We start from the raw sequence: 18,285 nt of genomic DNA, 5'->3' as shown, positions 1-18,285 counted from the left end.
TTTAAGTTTTGTCAAAAAATACAAAGATTTCTTATCCGGACTACGAGGTGGAAAGAACAGTGAGAAAATAAGTACATGGGAAAAGTTGCGAATTAGGCTTTGAAAAGAAGAAAACCCTTTGCAAATTTTCATTGCAAAGGGTTTTTGAAAATTAGTAGCGGAGACGGGAGTTGAACCCGTGACCTCAGGGTTATGAATCCTGCGCTCTAACCAACTGAGCTACCCCGCCGAATTGTGATGCAAATATCGAAAAAGGATTTTAATTGCCAAGCCCTAAGGGGTATTTTTTTTGAAAAAAATAAAGGTAAAATTGTATTATGATGGGTAAGAAATTGAATTTCAGAAGGATGAAGGCTCGAAAAAAAATGAACTTTTGTGAACTTTTTTCATGGTCAAGGCCCCTCTGGGGGCAAAGTGTAAGGAACTCTGTATTTATTTCCGGGGAACGGAATTTAAGCTTGTGGTTCTAGTTGATTTTTTTAAATTGCAAAATCACACATAAAATATTCACAATATGGCCAAGTATAAATACATCACAGAATATGAAATTAGGGCTTCGGTTAAAATGATTTATCCGTATTTGGCGACTGCCTCTGGTTTACAAGAATGGTTGGCTGACGAAGTAAATATCAATCCTGATAAAACACTGACCATTACCTGGGACGATGGAGATACCTATTTGGCTAAAGTGTTATCCAACAGGAATAACCATCATATAAAATACGAATTTACCAATACCAAAGACGAAGAGGGAAATTGCAATACCTTAGAATTTAAAGTCGATTATAATGAATTGACTCAATCTTCTTTTTTGCGGATTTTTGATGTGTCTGAAATGGATGATGAGGAAGAATTGAAGGAGTTATGGGGCCATTTGGTGGAACATCTTCGGGAGATATTGGGAGCTTAGAAGAGATGTAAAGGTCAATTGTATATAAGGAGAAATTAAAGATCGGGAAGTAGGTGACTGACTGATTTGTACTGCTTTACCAGTGAAAAAGCGAAGGGGAAGCTGCGTGATATTCGTAAAGTACTACCGGGGAGTATTATTTCTAAAGTTCAATCTGTAGCTTTGTGTTTTAGCATGAGAAAGCTGATGGGGAAATCTCCAAATCAGCCAGATGGTGTATATAGTATTTTATATAAAATTAAAGTTCAAATGAAAGTACTAAAATTTGGCGGAACTTCTGTAGGTAATGCCGAGCGGATCCAGTATGTAGCAAGCTTGATTAACAATGAAGAGCCCAAGGTAGTGGTATTGTCAGCCGTATCAGGTACTACCAATGCTTTGGTCGAAATTGCAGGCCTTTACTTTAAAGGGAAGAAAGAGACTGCCAGAGAAAAAGTGGACGAACTGGCCGATACATATGAAACCCTGACCGGGCAACTCTATCAGGAGAGCAGTGCCTTGAAAAATGCCCAAGCTTTTTTAACAGAGAAATTTACCTTCTTAAAACAGTTTGCCGAAGGCGAATTCGGGGAAAAACAAGAGAAAGAAATTCTGGCTCAAGGTGAAGTGATCTCTACAAACTTAATGAAATTTTACCTGGATGAAAAAGGGGTGGAAGCCGAATTGCTTTCCGCATTTGACTTTATGCGCACAAAGGAAGGCGAGCCGGATTTGGAATATTTGGGAAAACAATTGAGCGCTATTCTCAAACCCAAGCAAGAAGAAGGGAAGAAGCTGTTTATTACGCAAGGGTATATTTGCCTGAACGAATCGGGAGAGGTGGATAATTTGCAAAGAGGAGGAAGTGACTATACGGCCTCATTGATTGGAGCGGGTATTCTGGCGGAGGAAATCCAGATCTGGACAGATATTGACGGAATGCATAACAACGATCCCCGCATAGTGAAAGATACCTTTCCTGTACGGGAGCTTTCATTTGACGAAGCTGCTGAGTTGGCCTATTTCGGAGCGAAAATTTTGCACCCTGCGAGTATCTTACCGGCTCAGAAGAGGAGCATTCCGGTTCGTCTGAAAAGTACGATGAAACCGGATGCGGATGGGACCTTGATCACTGACCAAACGACCCCGAAGAAAATCAAAGCCATTGCCGCGAAAGACGGTATTTATGCTATCAAAATTAAATCAAGCCGGATGTTATTGGCTTATGGTTTTTTGAGAAAAGTGTTTGAGGTATTTGAGAAATACAAAACGCCTATCGATATGATCACTACCTCTGAGGTGGCTGTTTCATTGACGATAGACAACCCCAAGCACTTGGCTGCCATCGAGGCGGAATTGGCAGAGTTTGGCTCGGTGCAAATTGATGAAGGCTTGACCATCGTATGTGCTGTTGGGCAGTATTTGCAAGATGAACCCGGTCTGGTGGCTAAAGTACTGGATTGCTTAAAACATATCCCGATTCGAATGGTGTCTTATGGAGGAAGTAAAAATAATGTTTCCCTGTTGGTACATAACTCGGACAAAGAAAATGCGCTGTTGACTTTGAATAAAGGTTTATTTTAACCGTTCGCGATGAAGTGGTTTATACTTATTGGTTGTTGACCGAATATGGAATCAAAATCGGCTCATCAAGGCATTTTTTAAAGAGAATAGCCAAAGCTATTGTTGCAAAAAGTAAGACAGAGGAGGCGTTTTTGAAACATTTTTTAGGAAAAAGAAAAAGTTTAATTCACTTCGATAGTAATTGAGGAAAAAGCCCTGGCAGTTTGGATGTTGTCAGGGCTTTTTAACAAATGTATTTTGATGGTATTGTTGTATAGACAAATAACAAAGAGAAAAACGAGAAAATACCTGTATAAAATAACAAAGTATTAACGAAACCAAAGAAAATATTAAGAATAGGATTTAAAAAAGAAATAATTCTAAAAATATAGGTTTGTTTATGAAAAATATTTTATTTTTAAACAAGAATTAACAATTACTATTAAACTAAATTAACAAACCAAACCTAGTTCAATAAGTTAATGTACGACAACGAAGTAAAAATCCTCATCGAAGCCAAAGAGGTATTAAAACATACACAATCTGCTGATCAAACACTCCTGGAAGAATTCAAAAACCTCACTCTTGCCTACGAACGCTTGCTCTCAGACACTCAGGTCATGACCAAAATCAGCGACCGGCTACAAAATAAGTTGAGCTCGGCAAATGAGAGACTGAACGAGCAGAAGAATAAACTGGAAATGGCAAAACGCTTGATTTCCAAGCAAAACGAGGAATTGAGGCAAACAAAAAAGGAGCTGGAGCAAAAAGTAACTAAACGGACAGAAGAGTTGGAACAAGCCTACCACGATTTGCTGGTTGCCAATCAGGAATTGGATAACTTCGTATATCGCGCCTCGCATGATTTAAAAGGTCCCATTGCCCGGCTATTGGGCATCTGTATGATTGCCTTGCAAGAAGTGGAAGAAGAGGAGGCCGTGGAGTATTTTAGTGTATGTAAGGCTACCTCCGAATTTATGGATCATATCCTTTTGCGCTTATTATCTATCAATCAACTTAAAAGTACCCGGCCAGGGTATGTTCGCTTTCCTTTGGGAGATTCTGTTCAAAGAGCAAACGAAGTGGCTAACCGGCTTTGGGGGGTGCATACCTTGGACATACAGGTGCGCTTTTCGGAAAATTTGTTGCTGACTACCGATCAGAAAATTTTTGAATTGATTATTGAAAATGTATTGGAATACGCCATCCAAAACAGCGTATTTCCGGGGGAACCCAACAATGGCTATATCAAGTTGACTTTTGCGGAAAGTGAGCAAGATATGTTTGTGCATATGGAATACAATGGACAACGGATTGTGCCTACTTCAAACGAAAAACTTTTTTCTTTTTACCGAACTTCCAATCATCCGGGGCATACGGGGATGGAACTTTATACGGCTCGTTTGGCAGTGGAAAAATTAAACGGAAATATTGAATTGGTTTCTTCTACCCAAGACAAAACAGTATTTAAAATTATGATTCCCGATATTTTATTGGGCTAATTCTATTCTTAAATGATTTGAGCTAATGGCTTTATAATCATTTTATTATGAACTTTTGTGGATGGAAATTTCTTTAAAGTCTTACTTGAAGATCTTATCAACGTCCTGTTTTTTGTAAAAAGTACAGCCCCAAACATGCAATGTACCGGATGTTAAGTCCGGACACTATCCTTCCTTTATTCCAATAGTAGATCTTGTAATTTTCCTATTAGGTAGTAACTTTACCCGGATCTTACCGACTGTAGTTATGTATCAATTCAAACCGGAAAACAACAGATGAAACTTGCAGATATCAGACGGGAATATGCCTTGGAAGCATTAGACAGGCATCATGTGGATAGTGACCCGCTCAAACAATTCCAGTACTGGTTTAAAGAAGCAGAAGAGGCTCATGTGCACGACAGTACTGCAATGACCTTGGCAACGGCAGATGCGAATGGAGTACCTAGCTGCCGGATTGTTCTATTAAAGGGAATAGAGGAACAAAAATTCGTGTTTTATACGAATTACCAGAGTAAGAAAGGAGTGGAGTTAATTACAAATCCCGTGGCTTGTTTGAACTTTTACTGGTCGGAGTTGGAACGCCAAGTACGGGTAGATGGGAACGTGGAAAAAGTGTCGGAAGAACAGTCGGAATCATATTTCAGAAGCCGCCCCAGAGAAAGCCAGATCAGCACCTGGGTATCTCAACAAAGTCAACAAGTGGCCTCCCGTGAAGCTTTGGAAGCCAAATTTGCCGAAATTGAAAAAGAGTATCAAAACAAAGAAATTCCCCGTCCGCCACACTGGGGAGGTTTTGCGGTGGATCCCTTACGCCTTGAGTTTTGGCAGGGGCGTACCGGACGCCTTCATGACCGGATTGTCTTTGAGAAGCAGACAAATGGAACCTGGGAGATTTACCGTATAGCGCCTTAAAAGAAAATAGACCTATAGCTATCTTACCGGAGGAACCCTTTCCATGTTCCCTTTCGGGTAAACGGAACATGGAAAGGGGCATTAGTAATTATACTTTTCTTTCCAATACCATTGCAAGCGCTTTCTCAATTCATTTTCCCTGGGATTGTTGCCCGGGTCATACAATTTGGTGCCTTTCAATTGATCCGGCAAAAATTCTTGCTCCACAAAGTTATTCGGATAATCGTGCGAGTATTTGTAACCCTGTCCGTACCCCTCTTTTTTCATGAATTGGGTAGGGGCATTACGCAAGTGCATGGGTACAGGTTGGTTACCCGTTTGCTGGACAATTTTCCGAGCTTTTTTGATCGCCAGGTAGGAGGCATTGCTTTTAGGAGAAGAAGCCAAATATGTGGTTGCCTGTGACAAAATTATTTCTGCTTCGGGAAAGCCTACCATATGGACAGCCTGAAAACAATTGGTCGCCATGACCAGAGCTGTTGGGTTGGCATTGCCGATATCTTCGGAAGCCGAGATCACTAATCTCCGGGCGATAAATTTGGGATCTTCCCCCCCTTCAATCATCCGGGCTAACCAGTAGGTGGCCGCATTCGGATCACTACCCCGGATGGATTTGATAAAGGCCGAAATAATGTCATAATGTTGTTCCCCTGATTTATCGTAAATGACCGTGCGTTGTTGAGCTGCATCCAGTACAATTTGATTGGTAATTTGAACAGGATCCTCCGTTACCGAATCGACCGTTAATTCCAGGAGGTTGAGTAGTTTACGGGCATCTCCTCCGGATAAATTCAACAAGGCTTCTTTTTCTTTGATTTCTACATTTTTTTTATGGAGAATTGAGTCTTCTTTCAGAGCTTTGTCGATCAGTTGTATCAACTCTTGCTCGCTGAGGGCCTTGAGTGTATATACCTGACAGCGGGAAAGTAAGGCTGAATTTACCTCAAAAGAGGGGTTTTCAGTGGTTGCTCCGATCAATGTGATGATACCCCGTTCTACGGCTCCGAGCAGGGCATCCTGTTGGGATTTGTTAAAACGGTGTATTTCATCTATAAATAAAATCAAGTTGGGAGAATACTTGGCTTTTTCAATTACCTGCCGTACCTCTTTGACTCCCGCACTGATAGCGCTGAGTGTGTGGAACGGACGCTTGAGTTGTTGGGCAAGGATAAAGGCCAAAGTGGTTTTGCCAACTCCCGGAGGGCCCCAAAGGATCATGGAAGTCAGGGTATTGTGGTCGACCATTTTGCGTATGACACCACCCGGGCCAATTAAATGTTGTTGGCCTACAATGTCATCCAATTGTTGGGGACGAACTCTTTCGGATAAGGGAGTGCTTCTTTGTATCATTCGAGTAAATTGTTTTTCAGCGAGCAATGCAACAAAATTATAAAGGAATGAGCAACCCTGAACGATAAGTTTTGAAAAATAAAAAAGATCAACCACCTTATATCTAATAAAAAAAAGAATGCGTAAATCCATATTACTTTTTCTGATCAGTATCTTCTTTCACCTGTCTGTCTCAGCGCAAAATAATTGCGAACAAACCTTTAACTTTTTCTTGAAAGCTCAGTTCAATGATTTGTTTTGGATAGGGGAAAGTCGCGGAGGTGAGTGTAAATCTTCAAAATTGATTCAAATCTTGGTGAAGGAAAATCAAGAAGTGGACGTGATTGACCTGATGCTGCAAGATTACAACAATTGGTACTGGGTAGAGTCAGCGGAGGGCTATTTAAGAAGGGAAACGGTAGTGCACCTTGAAAGCAAAGGGAAAAACTTTGTAGATAAAGGAACCCGGATGAAAGTGTACAAGCCCAAGTACAACACCCGCCTTTGGAATATTTTTCATCAGGAATTTCCCAATCATTGTGGGGAGGCCTGGAACAACGCCATGGGAAATGACGGAATAGACCTTCCCCGGATTGGTAAAGGGAAAGATCTGGAGCTTGTGTATTACCATCCGCAGGGTATGTATTTCAATTACGAAATTCAGGAAACGTATTATTTTCCCGATTCAAAATACCTGGTAGTAATTACCGGCCAGGAGCAGAAATGTGCAAACTTCGATACCATGCACGGCTTTTTGATTTTGAAAGTGAAAAACTAGGGAAACAGAGTACGTGCATGTTTAAATTTTACCATCTGGGTCAAAAGTTCCCGTTTAAGGAGCCTCAGTGCAATATTTTGAGAACCTGAACTGAGAATTTTACCGCCAAAAAAGCATTTTAAACATGCTCTGACTTGAAAAAACCTGTAATACCTAAAAGGGCATTTTTTAAATGTTAAAACATTCTTTCATCATGCAGTTTTTAGAGATTACCAACTTTTATGAGTTTCTATTAGCCGGGATCGTGCTGATTATTACCCCCGGAGCCGATACCATGTATATCATCGGCCGCAGCATTGCGCAAGGAAAAAGAGCCGGAATCTATTCCGTGTTGGGTATCAGTTCTGGTATTTTAGTGCATACTATATTTGCTTCGTTAGGGCTGTCGGTTATCTTAGCAAAGTCAGCATTAGCATTTATGATCGTTAAGTATTTAGGAGCTGCCTACTTGATTTATTTAGGAATAAAAATGTTGGCACAAGGTGGTGGAAAGGATGTGCTTGCCGAGTCAATCGCTCCAGATAAAGCCAGTTATCAAAAAATATACTTTTCAGGCATGCTTACCAATGTGCTTAACCCCAAAGTAGCTTTGTTTTTTCTGGCTTTTTTACCTCAGTTTGTTGCTCCTTCTATTAGTGACCCGATGCTTCCGTTTTTATTTTTAGGAACTGTCTTTACACTTACAGCCACTGTCTGGACATTGAGTTTGGCATTATTTGCGGCTGCATTTTCTAAAAAAATAATCCGTAATCCGGCTATTCAAACCTGGTTAAATAAAATTTCCGGTTCCGTATTTATCCTGTTAGGAGTCAAGCTGGCTTTTACGCAACGGGATTAATTTTAAATATGTTCTTACTTTTAAGTATCAATCAAAGCGTATGAAGAAAATCTTATTAGCCCTAGTGGTCGGAGTTCTATTTTTTGCTTGTTCCGAAGAGGACGAAGTCGCCCACAGGGAAGCGAAACTCTTTTCCATGACATTTGCATTTGGGGAGGCCATCATAGATGAAGAAAATGGGAGGCTTTATATTGACGTGCCACAGGATGTTAACTTAGTAACATTAATGCCTGAAATTGAAATTTCAAAGGGGGCTACTATTTATCCTCCTGCGGGAGTGGCTTTGGATTTTTCCAACCCGGTCAATTTTACTATCACTTCAGAAGATGGGAGTACTAAAAAGGTGTACACCGCTCAGGCCTATAAACCCATCGCTGAGTTTTCTGTATATAATGCCAGCGCTTTTTCTTCTGAAAACTTAACGGTAGAAAAAGCAAAAGGAGCTACCATTGAAGTATACTTGAGGAGAGAGGATGTGGATACCGGAGGAGTTTATCGAACACTTACTTGTAATGAGGAAGGTAAAGTAAGCTTTCATGGTGATCCGGAAGTTGAATATTGTATTGTAGCCTCTCATGAAAAGGCATCAAACATTAAAGATGGTTATTTGGTTAAGGGGGTGATCGATAGTGAAGAGGCCCTGAATCAATACAAATATATAGATCCGGAAGCGAAAATAGGCGAACTGATGATTGGCGATGTAAACGGAGATGCGAGAATTACAGAAGAAGACAAAACGAACTGCTATTGGCTCTATACCTGGCCAAAAGGAATAATTAATAAATACGCTTTTTATATAGTCGAATAATTTGCGAAACCCATAAAACTTTAGCCATGTTTTTAATAGACAGAAAGCCTTCCCATCAGAAGGCTTTCTGTCTACACAGGTTCTATATTTTCAATGACCAACAAGTGTTTAATGGGCTTGTTGAATAGCCGAAAGGATATCTTCTCGCATATAGGGTTTGGGAATATAATGATCGAACCCGGCTTTTAAAAAACGGGCTTTATCTTCCACATTGGCAAAAGACGTGACGGCCACAAAGTAGGTTCTTTGTTGGTTGGGCATTTTTTTCATCTCTTGCATTACTTGTACGCCATCCAGTGATCCCCGACCCAAATTAATATCCATGAGAACCACCTCAAATGCAATTTTCTGTGCCAGTTTCAAGGCCTCGGCACTGTTACTGGCCGTGCTAATTCGGTGATCCTTTGCAAGGATTTTTTTGAGTACGAACATGTTAGTAAGATCATCTTCTACAATTAAAATTTTGTAGTTTGACATGAATTTCAGGATTATTTAATTTCAACCTTGCTTAACTTTTGAAAGACAGGTAATTTAATCTCAAAGAGGCTGCCAAAGCCCTTTTCACTCACTACTCTAATAGAGCCTCCAAAAATTTCCGTGTATTTTTTGACTACAGACAAGCCCAGTCCCGGGCCTTCGAATTCTTTTTTAGTTCCGTTTTCTTCTTGTTCAAAAGGGATGAAAATCCTTTCTAACTTGTCATGAGAAATACCAATTCCAGTATCTTGTACTTTGATGCTGATTTCCGATGGCCCCCGGAGGGAATGTACTAAGGAAGTGGTGATTTTTACCGAGCCTTTTTCTGTAAATTTAACAGCATTTTCCAGCAAATGAGAAATAATTTGGTGAAAAACTTTCCGGTCGGCAATGACCAGGCTGGATTTGGCTTGAAGTTTCGTTTCTAATTGCAGGTTTTTCTGTTGAGCCAATAGTTGGATATGAGGTGTGATGCTTTGGATCATCTGGGAGGGGTTCAGTTCTTCCAGTTTCATTTCGGGGATTTCAGCATGTGCCCGGGCCATTTCGATGATATGATTGAGCGTTTTTAAAAGGCGTTTGCCGCTGTTTTCAATCATTTCCGTATAATGCTGCAAGTGGGGGTCTGCCGGATATTCCATCTGAATAATTTGGTTTACTCCCAGGATACCATTGATCGGAGTGCGGATTTCATGACTGATGTTGTCCAAGAAATTACTTTTCAGCTTATTGACTTCCTCAGCTTTTTCCTTTGCAATGGAAAGTTTGGCTTTCTCCAGGCGCAACGCGGACTTTGCCTTCTTTTCTTCCACCAATGTACTGCCCAAACCTGTCATTAAAAAGGAGACGGATATAGCCGTGATAAAATTTAAACAGATGAAATTAAAGGAATTGGTAATCCAATCGAATAAGCTGTATTCCGAAATATGAAAGTCGGCTAGCATATCAAAATAAAGGAAAAAACCGAGGGTGATTAAAGTAAGTGTATTAAGGATAATGGCAATGAGTACTTTCTCAAAGTCCAACAAAATGGAGGCAAACAGGGGAAAGGTAAAAAACCATAGCCAACCGGAACCGATCGGGCCATTCAAAATAATCCCTCCGATACCCAGCAAGTACAACATCCCCAAAAAACCATACACCTTGAACTGGTATTTTAAATTTTGATGGAATATCAAATAAACAAACCACAGTAACATGACCGTACTCAGGGCTACAATGTACCAGTTTTGAAAACGGATGGTCACATATAGTGTAGGAAGGTAGGCCAACACTATGAATAAAAAAATCACCACCCTTAAATGAGGGAAAATTAAATGGCGCCAGTAGTTGATGCTGCTTTTGAGTGCAGCCGGAGGAGTGGAAAGTTTGAATTTCTCAAATAATTTATTCAGAATATTAAATATCATTTCCTAATTGAACATCTTCCTGTTTTAATGTTTGTTTAATTTTGTTGTTGTAAGTATCAGGGAAATATCAGGGTCCAAAAAATACTATTTTCTTGGTATGTTTTTAAGTGAATAATTCGCTTTTATCAAAAGATAACACTATTTCTCATCATAATTCTCTAACAATGGAGAAACAGAGAAGCAGTAGCTTTTGGGAATGATTTACTTAAATCAGAGGAATTTAGTTATTATTAAGCAATAACTGTAGCAATTATAAATATTCTAGGAGAAAAGTTTAGTTAATATGTTTTAACAGACGTAAACAACTTTCTTTTTTAGTCTTGATTTTCTCTCAGGAAAGATGAGTGAGATTTATTAATTTGCAGCCTGATAAAGTACTAGTCCCAATTAAACGAAAAAAAATCCAATGTACACTGAATTATTTGTAACTCATAAAATTACAGTGCAGTTGTTTTTATTGATTTATTTGATAAAATCTGTGCTATTACTCATCAACAAACAAGCCGCACTGGAAAAAATTACCAAGGTGATTAAGGTCCCGGAAATGATTATTAGCTTTTTGTTCTTGGCTACCGGGATCGGAATGTTGTTTCAAGTACCTGAAGTGCCTGTATTATTAATGGCAAAATTTGCCGTGGTAGCGATGGCTATTCCCGTAGCAATCATTGGGTTTAAAAAACAGAACAAAGGATTGGCTTTGTTGTCATTTATCATGATTGTCGGAGCCTATGGGATGGCCGAAATCAATAAAAAGAAAAAAACAAAGCGAGTGGAAATTGCCGGTGAAGTAGCAACAGACCCGGCCAATGCTTCTTACAATCTACAAGCACATGGTAAAGTAGTGTACTCTTCCTATTGTACTACTTGTCATGGAGAAGGTGGGGATTTGGGTGCTGCCGGTGCAAAAAACCTGAAAGAATCCCAATTGAATACGGAAGAAATTCTACAGATCATTGTCAATGGTAAAAATGCCATGCCAGCTTATAAAGCATTGGAAGAACAGGAAGTGAAAGCTGTAACCAGCTATGTGGAAAGCTTGAAAAATTAATTAAGGAAACAGCGTTTCTGAAGAAGGCCCTTCCAGGTTTTTGATACTTGGGAGGGCCTTTTATATGTTTTCTCCGGTTTAGTGGGTTGCTCCTTGCATACTATGTTGAAACAATGCTGAAAGGTCCATCGTCAAAGCTACTCCGATATGTAGCAAACAGCCTCCCAGAATTGTACGGGAATACAGAGCGATGACTCCTAAAAAATACCCTCCGATGATAGAGGATAAGGCCTCTTCAAGCGGTTTTCCAAAATGAAGAAAAGTATAGGCACAGACCATAGGCAATACGGCCTGGTGCCCCATCAACCGGCTGAGTCCTATGACCAAGGCTCCCCGGAAGAACCATTCTACCAGAATAAAATCCAAACTGTAAACCAACTCATACAAAAAAGTCATTTGCCAGTGTTTTAACCCGAATACCTGGGTTATCTTCCAAGCTTTGAACTGAGGGTAAGTGGCGAGGAATTCACTTTGTGTTGAAACGAGGAGGATAAACGGCAATACTAAAATCAGAAGAATAAGATAGGGTTTGTACTTAAAGCCATTTCTTTTTAGCCCGAATATCCCTTGGGTAGTACGGTCATAATAAAAGCTCAATAACAAGAACGGAGGGATAAATAGTAAGGGCTTTTTAATGTTGGAAAATATTTTCGTTATAAAATACCTTTCATCATAAGAACTCAAGGAAGCTAAGAGGCTTTCATGTGGATAGATAGCACTACTCATGGCAAGCAGGAGCAGGCATACCAGGCTTTTAGTCCAGTACTCGGTCTTGTGTAAATAGGTTTCACTTTTGTTAAAGTACTGTAGAATAAACACCGCAGTGTAATAAGGGAAAGCGTAGAATAAAAAATAAAAAAAAATACCCTGAGAAGACGACTTATAACGATCCAATATACTGTCTTCAAAGTCCAGAAGGTAATTGACGGAGATACAAATACCGAGAAATATACCAATTAAAGCATAGGAGTAAATTTGAAAATCTTCACGCAAATGTCTTTTCAGGAAATAGGCAATTTCCCGGATGTCAGCAGTCAGTTTGTTAGTTTTCATAAAAGTAATGGATGCTTTACCCTGCCAAGAGAAAGTGGGTGTTTGTCGTTCCGTTTTATTAGGATTTGCAAGATACATAATTGCCACTTTCAAATCCCAATTGCTCATCAATTAATCCGTTTTCCTCGCCCCTTATTTGCCGGTTTTTAAAGGATGCGTTTAGTTTTTTTCCGCAATCTACTTTGGGATTGGTAGATTTTAATGGAAATTTATCAAATTAGCGGGAATTTAAACTCCAAAACTCAATGAATAAAATACAAGCGAAACAAATCTTACCTTATTTTTTAGCCCTTATCTGCTTTTATGCACTTACATTAATTTACTTTCAAGAAGAGCTGATTAATGGGAAAAGTTTGCCACAAACCGATGTCATGCAATTTCAAGGAATGTCCAAAAACTCAGTGGACTACCATAAAGAACACGGGGAATCGGCTTTGTGGAATGACGGAATGTTTTCAGGTCTGCCCGACTATTTAATTGCTACGGGAATTCCTGACGGACCCATGTCATTTATCGTGTTGGCAACCCGGGGGTTTATGGATGGGGATACTTCAGCACAATTGTTATTTGTGTCTTTTCTCTCTTTTTACCTCTTACTACTCTGCTTCCGGGTCAACCCCTATTTGGCCATTGTGGGGGCATTAGCTTTTGGGTTAAATTCGTATAATATCGTCAATATCGAAGCCGGGCATATCACGAAAACCTGGGCCATTGCTTATTCGGCAATTGTTTTGGGTGGAATGCATTTGCTCTTCCGCAAAAAGTACCTTTGGGGGTTTGCACTGACAACCATAGGCCTGACTTTGCAGCTTCGGCCTCCTCATTACCAAATTACTTATTACCTGATTTTTGTCTGCGCCATTTTTACCATTAGCGAATTGATTTTTGCTTTAAGGGAAAAAAGGCTAAACGAGTTTGTGAAGACCGGCTCAATCTTATTGCTGGCTGTTGTGTTAGGAGGGGCCACGGCTACCTGCAGGATATGGATTACCAAGGAATACACGGAATATTCTATCCGGGGTAAGGCGGAGCTGACACCATTGGAAGGGCAGACACAAGGAGGGGAAGGCTTAGATAAAGAATACGCCTTTAGTTGGAGTCAAGGCAAAATGGAAACATTTACTTTTTTGGTGCCTTACTTGTACGGTGGAGGAAGTACGGAAAAACTAAAAGAAGGGACGGAAATGTATGATAAACTGGTGAGTATGGCAGGGAAGGAGCGTACAAACCAATTGATAAAAAACAATAGCATTTATATGCCTTATTATCATGGAGACCAACCTTTTACCAGTGGTCCTTTGTATGCAGGGGCGATTATCTGTTTTTTGTTTGTCTTTGCCTTAATGATCTTGGATAACCGCAGCCGCTATTGGATGCTGGGTGGTGTTTTGTTGATGATGATGGTAGCATGGGGAAAAAATTTACAGTTTTTCAATTATTTCTTATTTGACTTCTTTCCCGGTTATAATAAATTCCGGTCTGTTTCTATGGCCTTGAGCTTGGCATTGATGTTAATGCCGTTAGCGGGGATGTTGGCAGTGCAAAAAATATTGTTTGAAGAAGTCGATAAGGAACTATGGAAAAAGGGCATTACTGCTTTGGCCATTACCGGTGGCTTATCATTAGCCTTTATGATTTTTGGGGGGATGATGGACTTTTCTAATAGCCGTGATGCCGGATTTGCCGGACAAATGGTCGGAGACAATCCGCAATTAATCAAAGAGATTACACAGGCTATGGAAGCCGACCGGGAAAGTCTGATGCGAATGGACGCTTTGCGTTCTCTAATCCTTATTTTACTGGCTTGGGTGGTGTTGTATTTTGTATATAAAAAGCAATTGTCAAGTAGCCTTGGGGTACTGGTAGTAGGGGTGTTGATCGTAGGCGATTTGTGGTGGGTGGACAAACGCTACTTGTACGATGCCAAATTTATGAAAAATCCAACCCGGCAAATTCATCAGAAGACGGCTGCAGATGAAGCCATCTTAAAAGACAAATCGCATTATAGGGTATTGAATTTTGCGGGCAATACCTTTACGGAAGCCAATACTTCATATTATCATAAATCTATCGGAGGGTACTTTGCCGCGAAAATGCGTAGGTATCAGGATTTGATAGAGCGTGTATTGGTTCCTGAACAGCAAAAATTCTACAGTTCTTTGCAGCAAAACCGGGAAATTACCTCGCTTTCCGAACTACCGGTATTAAAGTCTCCAAGCCAACTGCCGGCATTGAATATGCTAAATGCGAAATATTTTAAATTGGGAAATGATGCGAAAAGTGTGTTGGTCAATACACAGACAATGGGGAATGCCTGGTTTGTAGAAAGTCTGAAAACGGTCAACAGTCCGGATGAGGAGATTGCCGCCTTAGCTCAATTTAACCCGGCACAAGAGGCAATTATGGATGTATCACAATTTGAAGCCGGAACACAACAGTTTGCCAAAGATTCAACGGCAAGTATTGAACTGAGTGATTACTCAAACCGGAGATTGGTGTATACAACACAAAATCAAAATGCCGGGTTAGCAGTGTTTTCCGAAATTTATTATCCCAAAGGTTGGAGTGCGAGTATAGATGGGAATCCGGTAGATATCAAACGCGTCAATTATGTATTGAGAGCACTGGAAATCCCCGCTGGTAATCATGAAATTGTATTTGAGTTTAACCCTACATCGTATGAAGTGGGTTCTACAATTACATTAATTACTTCTTATTTGGTATTTTTAACTTTAGTTGGAGTCATTGCTCTTGCTACTTACAGGAGTTTTACCGGTAAAAAGCAGGAATCGCTTAAAGAAGCCTCTTCAGTTTGAAGTCCTTGACAGTAGTTAGTTTTTTTTATTGAAGAGTCGTCCATGAGGAAGGTATCATAGGCAGCTCTTCAATAAGCAATGGAACATAAATATATCCGAACACCACACACCAAAAAGATGGATTCGCTAAAAGTTTTGTTTCGGCTGGGGTTTGAAGCCAGTGCTGCCGGAGGATATTTTCACTCCGTACGCCTATTGGAGCAATTTGCTAATTTTCCTCATATGGCCTTGAAAGCCAAAGTTGCTGTGGAATTAAAAGCCTTGGGGAAAGAAAGAAGTCTTGTGGCCCACCGTATTGAGGAGGTACACACTTATTTCAAACAAATAGGCGTGGTAATGATGGAGCAACCGGAATATGCCGAATCCTATTTGCCGTGGGCCGGAATGGTCAGAGAAGAACTTAGTCAAAAGCATGCCCAAGAAAGTCCCGAAGCCCTGACGTTACTTACCGCACAATATACGGGGGAAATCGCTTCTAATTTGCAACAAATCGCTATCATTTTAAGCATTTCTACTGCTGTACTGCCCGTACCGGCCTTTGCCGGGCAGTGGAAGCATGTGGCTCAAAAGCTGAGTTCCATTACCCAAAAAATCAGTCAACTTACGGATAAACTTTTAGAAGAGAAAAGGCTTAAGGTGATTGTGGGTATGTCAGAAGAAGTTTTTCAAAAAGCATTTGATATATGTCAGGCAAACGTTGAATTTGACCAATCTGAATATTTACTGACTTTATCCAAACAATCGAAAGATTATTATGAGGAAATCAGACGGGAAGTGGAAAGTCTTTTACAAACGGATTGGGGGAGGTAAAAAAATGAAGCTTAGGAGTAATGAATCTGAAAAGAATATAAAAAAAGTACAAGGGACAACGCTTCTGTAAAATTCATTTTTTAGCCGGTTTTTCTATTAAATCCATTAGTTTATAAGAAAAAAGGAATTGTAATCAAGAAATTAAAAAATTTACAAATATTAAAAATTTTCAAAAAAACTGATTACAAATTTGAGATTCGGGGTACACCAACAGATGAAAACAAAATAAATATATTCACTGTTAAACCCCTTCGTCTCATTATGAAAACAACTACTATTTCACCGTTCATCGCCTTGCTCATCACGGTTTCTTTTTTAGCTTGTACTCCGGAACAAAATATTGAACCTGCCAAGGAGCTTCAATCCCGGTCCGCAGCCTTTTTTGATTATGGTTCCGAAGTTTTTTATTTAGGCGATCACAACCCTCAACTACTCCCAGCCACAAGTCCATCGTTAGAGGGAGAGTTTAAAGCCACTCCAGATTTGTTGGCAATTGACCCTCATACCGGTAGCATTGATTTAACCAAAAGTGAAACCGGTTTGACCTACCGAATCAGCTTTACAGCCAAAAACGGACAAGTATTTGAAAGAAATCTGACAGTTGCCGGAATGGATTATCAAACCTCTGCGATTGACTTTAGTAAGAGTGTATACTGGAAGCCTACGTATATAGGCGAAGAAGGGGCAGCCATGCCGGAAGCTCAATTTACACAATTGAAGGATGTTGCATCGGGTATCAATTATGCGGCAGCCTTGGACGAATACACCGGAGCAGTAAACATGAAGAAATTGATTAAAATAGCGGGGTTAAAAGCGGGAGAAGGCCGGATATTCGAAGTGAAATACCAACTGGGAGATAAGAGCGACTATGCCCAAAACAGCATTCGGATCAATGTTTATTACTCACCTGATCTTCATGAAGCTCCTTACGAATATCAATTAGCAACAGGGCTTATCGAAGGAGCGGCCAGGGAATCGGATGAAGCAGCGTTTGAAGAAATCAACAAACAAAGACCCCCATTGGGTGTAGGTGGAGAGTAATCAAGACTTTGAACCTAATTAAAGAAGGCCAACCGATGAACGGTTGGCCTTCTTAGTTATATCAACAGGGTAATTGTGATTGTATCCGTAAGTATTTATACTTAGTAATTAAAAGGATTTTTCAAAAAAACTGATTACAAGTTTGAGATTCGGGGTACACCAACAGATGAAAACAAAATAAATATATTCACTGTTAAACCCTTTTGTTCTAATTATGAAAACAGATTTTTTATCACCGTTCATCGCCTTGCTCATCACGGTTTCTTTTTTAGCTTGTACTCCGGAACAAAATATTGAACCTGCCAAGGAGCTTCAATCCCGGTCCGCAGCCTTTTTTGATTATGGTTCCGAAGTTTTTTATTTAGGCGATCACAACCCTCAACTACTCCCAGCCACAAGTCCATCGTTAGAGGGAGAGTTTAAAGCCACTCCAGATTTGTTGGCAATTGACCCTCATACCGGTAGCATTGATTTAACCAAAAGTGAAACCGGTTTGACCTACCGAATCAGCTTTACAGCCAAAAACGGACAAGTATTTGAAAGAAATCTGACAGTTGCCGGAATGGATTATCAAACCTCTGCGATTGACTTTAGTAAGAGTGTATACTGGAAGCCTACGTATATAGGCGAAGAAGGGGCAGCCATGCCGGAAGCTCAATTTACACAATTGAAGGATGTTGCATCGGGTATCAATTATGCGGCAGCCTTGGACGAATACACCGGAGCAGTAAACATGAAGAAATTGATTAAAATAGCGGGGTTAAAAGCGGGAGAAGGCCGGATATTCGAAGTGAAATACCAACTGGGAGATAAGAGCGACTATGCCCAAAACAGCATTCGGATCAATGTTTATTACTCACCTGATCTTCATGAAGCTCCTTACGAATATCAATTAGCAACAGGGCTTATCGAAGGAGCGGCCAGGGAATCGGATGAAGCAGCGTTTGAAGAAATCAACAAACAAAGGCCTCCATTGGGAATGGGTGGAGAGTAATCAATACTCCGAACG

At 40.1% G+C, this 18,285-nt stretch carries 16 protein-coding genes and 1 tRNA gene; 12 read left to right on the top strand and 5 right to left on the bottom strand.

Annotated elements, in window-relative coordinates:
* Positions 1 to 155: 155 nt before the first annotated feature.
* Positions 156 to 229 (bottom strand) — tRNA-Met (locus tag AAG747_RS05345).
* A 285-nt stretch (positions 230 to 514) separates the two neighbouring features.
* Between AAG747_RS05345 and AAG747_RS05340 the strand changes: the two genes are divergently transcribed.
* The 4 genes from AAG747_RS05340 (at position 515) to pdxH (ending at position 4,869) form a co-directional block, all read left to right on the top strand.
* Complete coding sequence (locus AAG747_RS05340) at positions 515 to 910, top strand: START-like domain-containing protein (RefSeq protein WP_346820105.1); 396 nt, start codon at positions 515 to 517, stop codon at positions 908 to 910.
* A gap of 249 nt (positions 911 to 1,159) precedes the next feature.
* Entirely contained in the window at positions 1,160 to 2,473 is a 1,314-nt protein-coding gene (locus tag AAG747_RS05335; protein WP_346820104.1) for an aspartate kinase, read from the top strand.
* Positions 2,474 to 2,934: 461 nt separating this feature from the next.
* Positions 2,935 to 3,954 carry an ATP-binding protein gene (locus AAG747_RS05330; protein ID WP_346820103.1) on the top strand — a complete coding sequence of 340 codons (1,020 nt, stop codon included), beginning with the start codon at positions 2,935 to 2,937 and terminating at the stop codon, positions 3,952 to 3,954.
* 276 nt (positions 3,955 to 4,230) lie between these two features.
* Positions 4,231 to 4,869 (top strand): pyridoxamine 5'-phosphate oxidase, encoded by a 639-nt coding sequence (pdxH, locus tag AAG747_RS05325; RefSeq protein WP_346820102.1) that lies wholly within the window; start codon positions 4,231 to 4,233, stop codon positions 4,867 to 4,869.
* 81 nt (positions 4,870 to 4,950) lie between these two features.
* Here the strand turns inward: pdxH and AAG747_RS05320 are convergent, their stop codons facing one another.
* Positions 4,951 to 6,219: a replication-associated recombination protein A gene (locus tag AAG747_RS05320; protein ID WP_346820101.1), complete on the bottom strand. Its 1,269-nt coding sequence runs from the start codon at positions 6,217 to 6,219 to the stop codon at positions 4,951 to 4,953.
* Positions 6,220 to 6,337: 118 nt separating this feature from the next.
* On the opposite strand from AAG747_RS05320, the gene AAG747_RS05315 reads away from it, so the two are divergent.
* The 3 genes from AAG747_RS05315 (at position 6,338) to AAG747_RS05305 (ending at position 8,622) form a co-directional block, all read left to right on the top strand.
* Positions 6,338 to 6,976 carry a hypothetical protein gene (locus AAG747_RS05315; protein ID WP_346820100.1) on the top strand — a complete coding sequence of 213 codons (639 nt, stop codon included), beginning with the start codon at positions 6,338 to 6,340 and terminating at the stop codon, positions 6,974 to 6,976.
* Between the two features lie 193 nt (positions 6,977 to 7,169).
* On the top strand, positions 7,170 to 7,814 hold the full coding sequence (locus tag AAG747_RS05310; RefSeq protein ID WP_346820099.1) for a LysE family translocator: 645 nt from the start codon (positions 7,170 to 7,172) through the stop codon (positions 7,812 to 7,814).
* A 40-nt stretch (positions 7,815 to 7,854) separates the two neighbouring features.
* The gene (locus tag AAG747_RS05305; protein WP_346820098.1) at positions 7,855 to 8,622 is read left to right on the top strand and encodes a DUF5018 domain-containing protein; all 768 of its coding nucleotides are present in this window, start codon (positions 7,855 to 7,857) and stop codon (positions 8,620 to 8,622) included.
* Positions 8,623 to 8,730: 108 nt separating this feature from the next.
* Here AAG747_RS05305 and AAG747_RS05300 read toward each other — a convergent pair whose 3' ends face one another.
* Together AAG747_RS05300 and AAG747_RS05295 are read right to left on the bottom strand one after the other, a co-directional pair.
* Complete coding sequence (locus AAG747_RS05300) at positions 8,731 to 9,099, bottom strand: response regulator (protein WP_346820097.1); 369 nt, start codon at positions 9,097 to 9,099, stop codon at positions 8,731 to 8,733.
* An 11-nt stretch (positions 9,100 to 9,110) separates the two neighbouring features.
* Entirely contained in the window at positions 9,111 to 10,508 is a 1,398-nt protein-coding gene (locus AAG747_RS05295) for a sensor histidine kinase (RefSeq protein WP_346820096.1), read from the bottom strand.
* Between the two features lie 406 nt (positions 10,509 to 10,914).
* Between AAG747_RS05295 and AAG747_RS05290 the strand changes: the two genes are divergently transcribed.
* Positions 10,915 to 11,556: a c-type cytochrome gene (locus tag AAG747_RS05290; RefSeq protein WP_346820095.1), complete on the top strand. Its 642-nt coding sequence runs from the start codon at positions 10,915 to 10,917 to the stop codon at positions 11,554 to 11,556.
* A gap of 78 nt (positions 11,557 to 11,634) precedes the next feature.
* Here AAG747_RS05290 and AAG747_RS05285 read toward each other — a convergent pair whose 3' ends face one another.
* Positions 11,635 to 12,609 (bottom strand): CPBP family intramembrane glutamic endopeptidase, encoded by a 975-nt coding sequence (locus tag AAG747_RS05285; RefSeq protein WP_346820094.1) that lies wholly within the window; start codon positions 12,607 to 12,609, stop codon positions 11,635 to 11,637.
* Between the two features lie 245 nt (positions 12,610 to 12,854).
* On the opposite strand from AAG747_RS05285, the gene AAG747_RS05280 reads away from it, so the two are divergent.
* From AAG747_RS05280 to AAG747_RS05265, 4 genes are all read left to right on the top strand, one after another.
* Entirely contained in the window at positions 12,855 to 15,425 is a 2,571-nt protein-coding gene (locus tag AAG747_RS05280; protein WP_346820093.1) for a YfhO family protein, read from the top strand.
* Between the two features lie 117 nt (positions 15,426 to 15,542).
* Positions 15,543 to 16,235, top strand: a complete 693-nt coding sequence (locus tag AAG747_RS05275; protein ID WP_346820092.1) for a hypothetical protein — start codon at positions 15,543 to 15,545, stop codon at positions 16,233 to 16,235.
* A 261-nt stretch (positions 16,236 to 16,496) separates the two neighbouring features.
* Positions 16,497 to 17,276: a hypothetical protein gene (locus tag AAG747_RS05270; RefSeq protein WP_346820091.1), complete on the top strand. Its 780-nt coding sequence runs from the start codon at positions 16,497 to 16,499 to the stop codon at positions 17,274 to 17,276.
* A 214-nt stretch (positions 17,277 to 17,490) separates the two neighbouring features.
* Positions 17,491 to 18,270 carry a hypothetical protein gene (locus tag AAG747_RS05265; protein ID WP_346820090.1) on the top strand — a complete coding sequence of 260 codons (780 nt, stop codon included), beginning with the start codon at positions 17,491 to 17,493 and terminating at the stop codon, positions 18,268 to 18,270.
* Positions 18,271 to 18,285: the final 15 nt, after the last annotated feature.

Source organism: Rapidithrix thailandica, from assembly GCF_039710355.1.
Taxonomy (GTDB): domain Bacteria; phylum Bacteroidota; class Bacteroidia; order Cytophagales; family Flammeovirgaceae; genus Rapidithrix; species Rapidithrix thailandica.
Note: the sequence above shows the minus strand (reverse complement) of the source record. Positions and strands in the feature narration are given on the sequence as shown.